Raw genomic sequence first — 11,987 nt, 5'->3', positions numbered from 1 at the left:
ACTTCCCTGGAGCGAGAGAGTCTTTTCGCGACCACGGTCAGGACCGCACGAGGTTTTCGGTGAGCGGAACGGTGCATGGCAGGCAGGCCGGGGGCGTGATCACGCCCGACCCGCGCGCTATGCGATCACGGTGGATCCTAGAATTGGTCCGAGGAACCGTGGCGCATGACGACGGAGGAACCGTATGGGAGAAACCAAACGTCGCCGGGATGAGTACGCGGAGGCAACCCGTAATGCGATCGTCGAGGCGGCAAGAGATCTCTTCTCGTCGGGCGGGTACGCCAAGACGTCGTTGGACGACATCGCCGATCACGCCCGCGTGACAAAAGGCGCCATTTATCACCACTTCGCCAATAAGCGGGCAGTTTTCGAGGCCGTGCTGGCCGATGTCGATCAGCGGTTCATCGAACGGGTCAGACAGGAGATCGGGGCGACGGCGAGCGGCTGGGACGCCCTTTCCTCCGCGCTCAACGCCTACCTGGACGCGGCACTGGACACGGCGTTCTGCGAGATGGCGCTCAAGGAGGGCCCCATCGCGCTCGGCTGGCAGCGCTGGCGGGAGACCCAGGAACATGTCGCCGAGCACTTCACCGATTTGGTGAAGGAGCGCTGCATGGACGAATTCGTCCGGGAGATGCCCAGCGCCCTGCTGATGAACTCGATCATCGGTGCCCTGCACGAGATGGCGCTCGCCGTCTCGAACAGCCCGAACCCGCAGCAGGCGAGGAAAGAGGCGTCCGCGCTCATCGGCGAACTCGTGGAATCCATCCGGGTACCGCGGTCGGCCCGGCCCGGCTGAGCCCGGACGAGCCGACCGACGGCCGTCCTAGCCGCGCTCCTCGACCAGGAATTCCTTGAGCAGTTCGACCAGGCGCTCGGGCCGGTCCTCGGGGACGAACGTGTAGGAGTCCTCGATCGGCTCCAGCCGTGCCCGCGGAAAGCGCCGCGCGAGTTCCTCACCGAGCCCGATCGGAAACAGCCGGTCCTCCGAGGCCCACGGCAGCAGAACCGGCACATCGACCTCGGAGAAGCGTTCCGCCGCAGCCAGGGTGTGCCGGTTGTCCACGCCCTTGAGCAGCTTGCCGAGATCCCGCCGGACCCCTGGACTCCGCCGCATCGGCGTCAGATACGACCGGGTGGCCGCGGCCGGCAGCCTGCGCTTCGACAGCAGCCCCAGCACGAAGGGCAGCCGGTGCGCCGGCGTCAATCTGAGCGACTGCGCAATCAGATAGGGAAAACCGGGCAGCCCGCTGAAAGCCTGAAGATAGCGGAACATCGGCGGAAAGAACCGGTGCAGGCTGTCGCTCGGCGTCAGCACGAGGGCGCCCAGCCGCTCCGGATGCCGGACGGCGGCGATCTGCGAGAAGGCCCCGCCGGTGTCGTTGGCCACCAGGACCACGTCGTGGAGATCCAGCTCGTCGAGGAAGTCGGAGATGAGCCGGGCGACGCCGAGCGGGCCGAGATCGGCCTGCGGCGCCAGCGGCTCCTCGTGCGAGCCGAACGGCCAGTCCGGTGTGATGCAGCGCAGGCCGGCGTCGGCGAGCGGCGGCACGACATGACGCCACAGATCACCGTTGACGAACAGGCCGTGCACGAAGACCACCGGTCTGCCCCGCCCCCGCTCGTGGTACCTGAGCGGGCCCTGCCGCAGCCGGACGTGGTGCGCCTCGCCGAGGGTCGCGGTCCTGGTCAATGCATTCCTCTCACATCGAGTGCCCCACCGGCACCGGACGCCGGCACCCGCACCGGCATCAGATGCTGAGGCGGCAGTACATCCGTTCCGTACAACTGGTGCTGGGTGCCGCTGGCGACGACGGTGCCCGACTCCATGATGTAGAGCCGGTGACAGCCCAGGGCTGCCACGTCCCGGCGCTCCGCACCGACCAGGACCGCGCTCCCCTCGGCGCACCAGGTGTTGATCAGCCGGCGCAGTATCGCGAGGTGCGGCCCGGTCAGCCCGGAAGCGGGCTCGTCGAGGACGATGACGGGCGGCGACCCGGCGGAGGCTGCCGCGAGCGAGAGCAGCTTGCGCGCCCCGGGCGGATAGCAGCCCAGCCGGGTGAGCGAGAAAGCGGACAGCCCCGTCCGCCACAGCAGTCGGGACAGCCACCGGCCGGCGGCCGGCTCGTCCAGCCCGGCCCGCCACGCCACGCGCGCGAGCCACTCCCGTCCGGAGAGGCCGGGCTCCATGGTCTCCTCGGGGACCGCGGTGCCCACCAGCCCCGGCGGGGGCCCGTCACCGCGCACGATCGTTTCGTTGATCTTGAATATCCCGAAGGTGGGCCTGAGTTGCCCCGTGAGTATGTTCAAGAATGTGGACCGGCCGGCCTCCATGCCGCCGACCAAACCCACCTGCTCCCCCGCGGAAACGGCGAGGGATACGCCTGTTAATCGACTGTGTCCGGGTTCCGAAAATGTCAGACCGCTGGCCATCAGGCGTGGCAGCCCCACCTCTCCTGCTCGGGATGACGGAAGATTGACCAACTGATGGAGACTGCTCATCAAGACGCTCCCGAATACGTCGAACAACATACTGGATGGCTCGACTCCAGCGAAAGCGGACAAGGCGCCGTAGAGGTCAGCGCGTTGGCGTCCCAATCGCGTGACAGGGAGCAATACAGGGGCGGTTGGGCTCGGCCAGGCTTCTTCCTGCCGTCACGAAGTCCCCGGTATTGCACGTCCGGGCCTCCCCGTCGGGAACCCGGTCAAAACTTGACGGTTGGGAAGCCTAGGCGAAGCGCGAGTCGCTCTGCAACGCCCTCGGTGGCCCGATTGCCGGGCGAAACTTTCACGGTTCTTACACAAGCGACAGGCATCGGATGTTCACGTGCTGAAAGGCGCGTGCCGTCTTCGCGGTACACCGCTCCGGGTGCGGGCGCAAGACCGTGCCCGAACCCCGCCGGAGCATGATCCTCTTCGGCTTCCGTTCACACCCATCCGCCGGGCCGCATAGGAAATCACTCGCCTAGTCTTGCCGCACACCGGACACAGGTAAACCTTGGCTGGTCCCGGCTCCGGCGGCCCCTCGGAGCCCTCCCCGACACCTTCACACGGGCGCGAACACGCGGGCCCGTACGCCGAATTGACGCGCCCGTTTCTTTTCCGTTCCAACGGCCCCCCTCCACAGGCGCCCGCGGGGGAAACCGCCCCGCCATGCCGGACACCGGACGACATTCCGGAAGGCCAACCCCCCGCGCCCTCACGGCCGTTCACCGCGCCCGCCGTGGCGCACCGGCAGCCGCCTCTGGCAAGTGCCCCTCGCCGCCCTAGGCAAGCGCCTCGGGAGGGTGTTAGGCTCCCCTCGTTATGTCAGATACTTAGAGTATGTGACAGACTGTCGGGAGGTGGACGTTCATCCATGGACAGCCGGAACCTGTTCGAGACACCGACGACCTACCGCATCATCAGGCTGGAGTACTTCGCCGCGCTCGTCACCGTGGCCGTGCTCGTCGTCCTGCACTGGCACGAGATCCGCTGGATCCCCTTCGTGCTCCTGTTCGCCTACATCGACGTCATCGGGTACATCCCCGGCGCCATCGCGGCCAGGCGCAGCAGGACGGGCTACATCCACCGCGGCTACTACGTCCTCTACAACGTGATGCACACCCTGCTCACGGCCGCCGCCGTGGCCGGGCTGTGGTGCCTGATCGAGGGCCCCGAGTGGGCGCTGCTGGCGCTGCCGCTGCACCTGTTCACGGACCGGTCGGTCGTCGGCAACTTCCTGAAGCCGTTCGGCGTCCGCTTCGAACCGCAGGAGCACCCCGCCTACTACGCGGCCAAGCCCCTTCTCGACCGGCCGCGCCCGCCGCGCTGGGCGGTCGAGTCCGGCCACGCGGCGACCGGTGCGCACCCCCGGGCCGCGGGCGAGCCCGCACGTACGGAGGCCGGCCGCATATGACCGCAGCACCCGAGCCTCCCCGTGTCCTCGACGATGTCCGGCTGCGCGCCATGCACCGGTACGGCACCAATCCCTCGGGCTTTCTCTCGTTGAACGAAGGCAACCACTACTTCACCGAGCCGGGAATCGAGGGGTTCATCGCCTATCGGCCGGCGCGGCGCATCTGGGTGCAGTTCGGTGGCCCGGTGGCGCCGCCGGAGTCCCGGCACGAATTGCTGGCTGCATTCGTGCGGCGGGCAAAGGAGCAGCGGGTGCGTGTCATCGCCGTCCAGCTGCTGCGCGAGGACGCCGAATTGCAGGCCGCGCACGGTTTCCACACCAACCAGTTCGGCACGTCCTTCAGTATTGCGCTGCCCGAATTCACGCTGCGCGGCCGGGCTTTCGTGAAAACCCGCAACATGGTTTCGCGTGCCCGGCGGGACGGTATCACCGTGCAGGAACTCGGCCGCGATGTCGCGGACGAGGAAGTCGCCGGGCTGAAGCGGCAGTTGGACGCCATCGACGCCTCGTGGCTGCGGCAGAAGGGGCGGCTGACCCGGGAGATCCGGTTCTTCGTCGGCGAGCGCACCGGCGCCTATCAGGATCTGCGGCGCACCTTCATCGCGCGCCGCGAGGGCGGCACCGGCGAGGACGACGTGGTCGCCTACATCTCCTACTCGCCGGTGCTCGGCAACCGACCCGGCTGGCTCTACGACCTGACCCGGCGCCGGCCCGAAGGGGCGCGCGGCGCCATCGAGATGGCCTTCGCGCTGGCCGCCGAGCGGATGCAGGAGCAGGGCGACCCGTGGCTGCACCTGGGCCTGACCCCGTTCATCGGCCTGGATCCACAGAACGAGCTGGACAGCAGCCATCCGTCGGCGGCGCGCGCCATCCGGCTGCTCGCCGAGCGCGGCCAGTCCCTCTACCCCGCCGCCAGTCAGGCGTCGTTCAAACGCAAATGGCGCCCGCAGCTGGAGACGCCCGAGTACCTGGCGTTCCCGGGGCGGTTGCGCCTCATCGACGTGTGGCGGCTGATGAAGGTGGCGAACCTGATATGACGACCTCGCAGGCCCCGCAGACGGCGAGCAGCGCCGCACGGCCGGTCCGGCACCGGATCGCGCCGCACGAGATGCCCGTCTGGGAGCAGGACCGTGAGCCCGCGCCGGAGCGGGAGCACCTCACCGGCCGCACCACCGTCGATGTCGCGGTCGTCGGCGCCGGGCTGACCGGGCTGTCGACGGCGCTGCACCTGCTGCGCCGCAAGCCGGAGTTGTCGGTGCTGGTGGTGGAGGCCGACCGGGTGGGTGCCGGCGCCAGCGGGCGCAGCACCGGGATCGTCGGCCCCGGCGTCGGCGGCCGGATCGGGCCGCTGCGCCGGCGCTACGGCGACGAGACGGCCCGCGAGGTCTTCCGCTACAGCCAGGAGTGCGTGGAGACGGTGCGGGGCCTCGTCGAGGACGAGGGCATCGACTGTGCGATGACGCCGAGCACCCATGTGCTGTGCGCGGCCACCGGGGCGCAGGCGGCGATGCTGCGGCGCGAGGAGCGCTCCTTCGCCGAGCTGGGCATCGACGTGCCCTATCTGGACCGCGGTGTGCTGGCCGAACGGCTGGGCCACGACGGGTACTTCGGCGCGCTGGCCTACGAGCCGGTCGTCCAGGTGGACCCGCTGGGGCTCACCCTCGGGCTGGCCGAGGCCGTCGAGCGGGCCGGGGGCCGGATCGTCGAGCGCAGCCCCGTCACCGGGATCGCGCCGGAGGGCACCGGGAGCCGGCTGAAGGTCGGCCCGTACGGGCAGGTCGACGCGCGCCGGGTGGTGATCGCCACGGACGGCTACACCCCGCCGGGGCTGCCGCACGGGCGGCGGATCGTGCCGGTGCGCACCCATGTGCTGGCGACCCGGCCGCTGTCGTCCGGGGAGCGTGCGGCGCTGGGCTGGAGCGGCCACGAGGCCGTGATCGACCAGCGGTTCTTCTTCTCCTACTACCGCTTCGACGCGGCCGGCCGGCTGCTGTTCGGCGGCGGACCGGTGTGCGGCGCCGAGGCCCCCCGCTCCTTCTCCGAGGAGCTGTGGCGGCGGCTGGAGGGCGAGTTCGGGCAGCGGTTCCCGGCGCTCGGCCATGTGCCGTTCACCCACCGCTGGTCGGGGCTGACGGGCGCGACGCTCGACCGGATCCCCGTGCTGGGGCCGGTGCCGGGGCAGCCGCGGGTGCTGTTCGCGGGCGCGTGGACGGGGCACGGGCTGGCGATGTCCGTCGGCTGCGGTCCCGCCGTCGCCGAGCTGCTCACCGGCGGCCGCAAGCACGAGAGCCGCCCCTGGTACCGGGTGCGCACCGGCACCCCCCGACTGGGGCCGCTGCGCCCCGCGTTCGTCAGGAGCTATGTGACGGCCATGGACGCCCTCGACCGCGGCGGCGCGCTGGTGCAGCGGCTGCGCGGGCTCCCGGCGCGCGGCCGCCGGTGACCCCGCGCGGCTTCCCGCCCCGCCTGCCGCACCATCCGCACCACCACCCGCACCGCCACCCGCACCGTTCGCCGCCCGGCCCCCCGCGCAGTCCCCCGTGCGGCCGGCCGCACGGCCGCGCGCGTCCGCCCGGGCGTCCCGCGACACCGCGTCATCCGTGCCCCAGGAGGTGTACGTGAAGTTCGACTACCTGAGACTGATGCAGGAGGAGAGCCGGGACCTCGCCGGCTTTCTCGCGGACCTGCCCGATTCCGCCTGGAACAGCCCCACGCTGTGCACGGGCTGGCGGGTGCGCGAGGTGGTGAGCCACATGGCGGCGGGCCACAACGCCTCGCTGCCCGCCTATCTCGGCGTCGTCCTGCGCTGCGGGGGCTCCGTCGAGAAGGCGTCGGAGGTGCTGGCCCGCCGGTTCGCCGCCCGGCACGACCCCGCCCGGATCCTCGCGGCCTTCCGGGAGGGCACCAGCGGCCGGCCGAAGGGGCCGACGGCGCTGATCCCCCGCGCGGAGCTGTTCACCGACCACCTGGTCCACCACCAGGACATCCGCCGTCCCCTGGGGCTGCCGCGGCGGATCCCGGAGGCCCGGCTGCTCGCCGCTCTCCAGTCGCTGGGGAAGCTGAGCGGCCGGGTGGGCAGCGCGGCCCGGCTGCGCGGGCTGCGGCTGGTCGCGGACGACGTGCCGTACCGGGCCGGGACCGGCGCCGAGGTACGCGGCCCGGCGGAGGCCCTGGTCATGGCGGTGTGCGGACGTGCCGACGCCGGTGCGGATCTGCACGGGGAGGGCGCCGGGCTGCTGCGGCAGCGGCTGGCGGCCGAGGAAGCGGCCTCGGGCGCACAACGGACGAGCACACGACGAGAAGCCGGAGGTGTGGGGTGAAGTTCCTCGAACGGGAGCGCCAGACACTGGAGCAGTACATTCCGCATCTCGACAAGGCGTTGGCCGAGGTGCCGCTGCACGTCCTGGAGAGCAAGGAGAGCCCGGGCATCGGGCTGTTCCGGGACTCGGCCGGGCCGGGGCTGCTCGTGCCCACCGAGTTCGGCGGCTCCGGCGCCAACGCCGTGGACGCGGTGCGGGTCCAGCGCGCGCTGGGTGCCCGCTCCCCCAGCCTGGCCGTGGCGACGACCATGCACCACTTCAGCATGGCCTCGATCGTCTCGCTGGGCGACGACAGCACCGGCTTCGAGTGGCTGCTGCTGGAGGCCGTGGCCCGCGACCACCGGCTGGTCTCCTCCGCCTTCGCCGAGGGCAAGCCGGGACAGCCCATCCTCAGCCCCGGTATGCAGGCCACACCGGTCGAGGACGGCTACCTGGTCAGCGGGCGCAAGAAGCCGTGCAGCCTGTCCCGCTCGATGGATCTGATCACCGCCGGCATCGCCGTCGACGGGGACGACGGCAAGCCCGTGATGGCCGTGGCGGTCATCCCCACCGAGACCCCCGGCGTCCGTATCGAACCCTTCTGGAACTCGTGGGCGCTGGCCGGCGCGGAGAGCGAGGAGGTGGTGATCGAGGACGCCTTCGTCCACCGCGACCTCGTCATCGAGACCTCCGTCGGCTTCGGCCACCAGCTGGACAAGCTCACCCTGTACAGCTTCCTGTGGTTCGAGCTGCTGATCACCGCGAGCTATGTGGGTGCCGTGAGCGCCCTGGCCGAGCGGGTCTTCGAGAAGGGCCGGGCGCCGAAGTCGGACCAGGTCCAGCTGCTGTGCGAAGTGGAGGGCGCCGCACTCCAGTTGGAGGGCCTCGCCCGCGAGCACGAGGCCGCCGAGCACGACAACGAGGCGTTCGCCCGGCTGCTCATCGGCCGGTTCGCCATCCAGGACGCCCTCGCCCGGGCCGCGTCCAGCTGCATCGAGCTGCTCGGCGGGGTCGCGTTCGTCTCCTCGCCCGATGTCGCCCTGCTGCTGGCCTCCTCGCACGCCCTGGCCCTGCACCCGCCGAACCGCACCGGCTCGATCGACTCCTTCACCGACTACATCAACGGCGGCCGGATCAACGTCACCTGACCACCCCGGCCCGCACGCCCAGAAGCCGCATGCCCGAAAGAAGTGAGAGGACGTAACCGATGACCATCGACGCGGCCCCGGCTCCGGCCGACGAGCAGGCCGACGCAGCCGGCTTCGACTTCCACGAGATCGTCAACATCTCCCGCTCCCACCTCAACAAGGGCCGGGCCTCCGTCGCCGAGATGCTCGGCGGGCACAGCGAGGTCGCCAGCGAGGGCGCCTACCTCTTCGGCCACGACGGACGCCGCTATCTGGAGTGCGGCGGGTACGGCGTCTTCATCCTCGGACACCGGCACCCGGCCGTCACCTCGGCCGTGGTCCGCCAGGTGACCACGCACCCCCTCGCCACCCGTGTGCTGCTGGAGCCGGTGGCGGCCCGCGCCGCCAAGGCCGTGGCCGACCTCACCCACCCCGGGCTGGAGTACGTGCACTTCGTGCCCTCCGGCAGCGAGGCGACCGAGGCCGCCATCAAGATGGCGCGCGGCCTGGGCAAGCGCCGGCTCATCTCCACCGTCAACGGCTTCCACGGCAAGACCATGGGCGCGCTGAGCGTCACCGCACGGGAGATCTACCAGACACCGTTCGAGCCGCTGCTGCCCGACCGCAGCCATGTGCCCTTCGGCGACATCGACGCGCTCCGCCGCGAACTGGCCGCCGCACCCGGCGAAGGCTGCGTGATCATGGAGCCGGTGCAGGGCGAGGGCGGCGTCATCCTGCCGCCCGACGGCTATCTGCGCCAGGTCAGGGAGGCCTGCGACGAGTTCGGCGCCACGCTCATCTTCGACGAGATCCTCACCGGCATGGGCCGCTGCGGACAGCTGTGGGCCTGCGGCGACGTCGCGCCCGACATCATGCTGATCGGCAAGGGGCTGAGCGGCGGCGTGGTGCCGGTGGCGGCGGCCGTGGCCACCCCGGAGGCGTACGCGCTCATCAACCGCGACCCGCTGCTGCACTCCTCGACGTTCTCCTGCGCGCCGATCGCCATGGCCGCCGCCGAGGCCGCCGCGCACGCCATCGTCGAGGAGCGGATCCCCGAGCGCGCCGCCGAGCTGGGCCCGCGCATCCTCGCGGGGCTGCGCGAGATCTTCGACCGGGTCTGCCCGCACCTGGTCAAGGAGGTGCGCGGCACCGGGCTGCTGTTCGCCATGGAGTTCCAGTCGGGCGAGTACGCGGGCGAGTTCCTCTTCGAGCTGCTGGACCGCGGCGTCGTCACCAACCACTCGCTCAACGCGTCCAGCGTGATCCGGGTGACCCCGCCGGCCTGCCTCAGCGAGGCCGACCTCGACTGGCTGTTCAGCGCCGTCGAGGGCACGGCCGAGCACCTGGCCGGGCTCTTCCCCGCCCGCCGCTGACCGGCCCGGCCGCGGCCCGCCCGCCGCCGCACGGCCGGCGTCCGGGCCGGTCCCCCGCCCGTCCCCGCATTCCCGCGCGGCTGCGGCCGCGTTCCCCTGCCCCTTCGCGTCACCGGAGGCCCCACCATGCGTCATGCCAGGCTGCTCGCCCGGTTCCCCGGCGGAGACCCGAGCGAGGCGTTCGAGAAGATCATCGACTTCGAGAAGTACCCGGAACTGGTGGATCCCGTCCGCACCATCGAGATCGAGCGGACCTCGGCCGACGACTTCGACAGCCGCTGGTCCGTCATCTTCCGCAAGGGCATCCTCAACTGGTCCGAGAAGGACCACATCAACCGGGACGCCCTCACCCTCACCTTCGAACAGGACGAGGGCGACTTCGACATCCTCACCGGGGCCTACCGCGTCGTGCCCACGGCGGAGGGCTGCGACATCTACATGGAGTCCACCTTCGACTTCGGCGTCAGCAGTATCGAGTCCATCGTCGAGCCCATCGCCGCACGGGTGCTCAAGGAGAACTTCGAGCTGATCCTCCTCGGACTGCTCGGCGACACCGTCCACTTCCCGCCCGACGAGCAGCCGGACGAGTCCGTCGCGCCCGACTACGCGGTCCTCGACCACGCCACGGCGGACACCGTGGCGGCAGCCGAGCAGGGGGCGGTGGCCTCGTGAAGGACTACTCCCTCTACATCGGCGGCGAGGACACCGCGGGGACCGGCCATGTGCACGCCGTCCATACCAGCTTGATGCTCGACGACGTCCTCACCGCGGTCTCCATGAAGCGCCGGCTCGACAAGGGCGGCGAGCTCCAGCCCGACGACAAGGTCCTCTCCCGCTGCGCCATGGCCGGCCCCGACCAGCTCCGGGCGGCGGCCGAGGCGGCGCACAGCGCGAAACCGGCCTGGGCGGCCGTCCCCCTGGAGCGGCGCCTCGAACTGATCGGCCGCTTCCACCGGGAACTGGACCGCCGTATCGACGAGTTCACCGCGCTGCTGATCGCCGAGGGCCATCCGCGCCGGTTCGCCGACATCGAGGCGATGAGCATCCTGGACTCCACCGGCCCGGAGGCGGTCGACTTCTACCGCCGCCAGCTCGTCCAGGAGATCGAGACCCCGCAGCGCCGGCTCGCGATGGTCCGCAAGCCCGACGGTGTCGTCGGCCTGACCCCGCCGCAGAACGCGGCGACGACGAACAGCGCGGTCGGGGTGCCCGTGCTCGCCGCCGGCAACACCCTCGTCCTGCGCGCCCCGCAGGGCTGCCCCACCGGCACCCACTTCCTCTACCGGGAACTGGTCGCACCGCTGCTGGACGAACTGGGCGCGCCGCCCGGCACGTTGAACATCGTCACGGCGCCGACGGCGCTGACGCTGCGGCACTGGATCGACAGCCCGCTGGTCGACGACATCTTCTACTTCGGCGACAGCACCCGCGGTATCGCCATCGGCCAGGAGTGCGTGGCCGCCGGCACCAAGCCCATCCTCGAACTGGCGGGCAACGACGGGCTGGTGGTGTGGCGGGACGCCGACCTCACGCACGCCGCCCGCGCCCTGACGGAGAGCTTCATCGGCTCCGGACAGGTCTGCCTCGTCCCGAAGTTCGGCATCGTCCACCCGGCGGTCGCCGACGAGCTGCTGGAGCGGCTGCGCGCCGAGGTCGAGCGGATCCGGCCGAGCCGGCCGGAGGACGAGACGGCCTGGCTCAGCCCCGTCATGAAGTCCGACAACTACTTCGAGTTCCTCCGCGAGGCCGTGGAGTCCGGCGCCCAGGTCCTCACCGGCGGGCACCGCTGCGACCTGGACGGCGACCCGGACGAGGCGGGCTCCTTCATCGCACCGACCGTCCTGCGCGTGGACGGCCTGGAGCACGCCGACGGGGTGCGCGCCGTCCGGGAGGAGACGTTCTTCCCGATGCTGCCCGTCGTCGTCCCCGAGGACCCGGGCGACGACGAGAAGCTGTTCAGCAGCGTGCTCGACTTCCTCGGCGCCAACCGCTACGGGCTGCGCAACTCCCTGTGGGCGCGGGACCCGCACATCATCGACCGGTTCTGCTCCGAGCTGTCCGTCGGCGGTCTGCTCAAGGTCAACGACTCGCACATCGGCACCGTGGCCCCGCTGCCGGCGCACGGCGGCACCGGACTGTCCGGCGGCCCCTTCGGCGAGTCGAACCTGCCGGTCGTCAGCACCACCCATCTCCAGGGCATCAGCGTCGCGAACGGCGACGACCCGAGGGAGTCGGCCTACGGGCTGCGGCAGCGCCCGGCCACCCGCCCGGCATGACCACAGGCGAGACA

Annotated in this window: 11 protein-coding genes; 9 read left to right on the top strand and 2 right to left on the bottom strand. The window is 71.0% G+C overall.

Annotation, left to right across the window (positions count from 1 at the left end; translation table 11 throughout):
• Positions 1 to 184: 184 nt before the first annotated feature.
• Complete coding sequence (locus SCA03_RS07180; protein WP_030874519.1) at positions 185 to 799, top strand: TetR/AcrR family transcriptional regulator; 615 nt, start codon at positions 185 to 187, stop codon at positions 797 to 799.
• Positions 800 to 826: 27 nt separating this feature from the next.
• Here SCA03_RS07180 and SCA03_RS07175 read toward each other — a convergent pair whose 3' ends face one another.
• Positions 827 to 1,693: an alpha/beta fold hydrolase gene (locus tag SCA03_RS07175; protein WP_030874521.1), complete on the bottom strand. Its 867-nt coding sequence runs from the start codon at positions 1,691 to 1,693 to the stop codon at positions 827 to 829.
• A complete protein-coding gene (locus SCA03_RS07170; RefSeq protein ID WP_267883210.1) occupies positions 1,690 to 2,433 on the bottom strand; it encodes an ATP-binding cassette domain-containing protein in 744 nt (247 codons plus the stop codon). Before SCA03_RS07170 ends, SCA03_RS07175 begins: the two co-directional genes overlap by 4 nt.
• A gap of 925 nt (positions 2,434 to 3,358) precedes the next feature.
• Here SCA03_RS07170 and SCA03_RS07165 point away from each other — a divergent pair.
• From SCA03_RS07165 to SCA03_RS07130, 8 genes are all read left to right on the top strand, one after another.
• On the top strand, positions 3,359 to 3,898 hold the full coding sequence (locus tag SCA03_RS07165) for a hypothetical protein (protein WP_063764648.1): 540 nt from the start codon (positions 3,359 to 3,361) through the stop codon (positions 3,896 to 3,898).
• Positions 3,895 to 4,935 (top strand): bifunctional lysylphosphatidylglycerol flippase/synthetase MprF, encoded by a 1,041-nt coding sequence (locus tag SCA03_RS07160; RefSeq protein ID WP_230988514.1) that lies wholly within the window; start codon positions 3,895 to 3,897, stop codon positions 4,933 to 4,935. The genes SCA03_RS07165 and SCA03_RS07160 overlap by 4 nt, the downstream gene beginning before the upstream one ends.
• Positions 4,932 to 6,341 carry an NAD(P)/FAD-dependent oxidoreductase gene (locus tag SCA03_RS07155; RefSeq protein WP_141275260.1) on the top strand — a complete coding sequence of 470 codons (1,410 nt, stop codon included), beginning with the start codon at positions 4,932 to 4,934 and terminating at the stop codon, positions 6,339 to 6,341. Before SCA03_RS07160 ends, SCA03_RS07155 begins: the two co-directional genes overlap by 4 nt.
• 175 nt (positions 6,342 to 6,516) lie before the next feature.
• A complete protein-coding gene (locus tag SCA03_RS07150) occupies positions 6,517 to 7,218 on the top strand; it encodes a maleylpyruvate isomerase family mycothiol-dependent enzyme (protein WP_051846239.1) in 702 nt (233 codons plus the stop codon).
• The gene (locus SCA03_RS07145) at positions 7,215 to 8,345 is read left to right on the top strand and encodes an acyl-CoA dehydrogenase family protein (protein WP_030874529.1); all 1,131 of its coding nucleotides are present in this window, start codon (positions 7,215 to 7,217) and stop codon (positions 8,343 to 8,345) included. Before SCA03_RS07150 ends, SCA03_RS07145 begins: the two co-directional genes overlap by 4 nt.
• A gap of 59 nt (positions 8,346 to 8,404) precedes the next feature.
• Positions 8,405 to 9,697: an aspartate aminotransferase family protein gene (locus SCA03_RS07140; protein ID WP_078872701.1), complete on the top strand. Its 1,293-nt coding sequence runs from the start codon at positions 8,405 to 8,407 to the stop codon at positions 9,695 to 9,697.
• A gap of 126 nt (positions 9,698 to 9,823) precedes the next feature.
• A complete protein-coding gene (locus SCA03_RS07135) occupies positions 9,824 to 10,369 on the top strand; it encodes a type II toxin-antitoxin system RatA family toxin (RefSeq protein ID WP_051846238.1) in 546 nt (181 codons plus the stop codon).
• Complete coding sequence (locus tag SCA03_RS07130; protein WP_030874536.1) at positions 10,366 to 11,973, top strand: aldehyde dehydrogenase family protein; 1,608 nt, start codon at positions 10,366 to 10,368, stop codon at positions 11,971 to 11,973. Before SCA03_RS07135 ends, SCA03_RS07130 begins: the two co-directional genes overlap by 4 nt.
• Positions 11,974 to 11,987: the final 14 nt, after the last annotated feature.

The organism is Streptomyces cacaoi (genome assembly GCF_006539165.1).
Lineage (GTDB): Bacteria > Actinomycetota > Actinomycetes > Streptomycetales > Streptomycetaceae > Streptomyces > Streptomyces cacaoi.
This window is presented reverse-complemented; position numbering and strand designations above follow the sequence as displayed.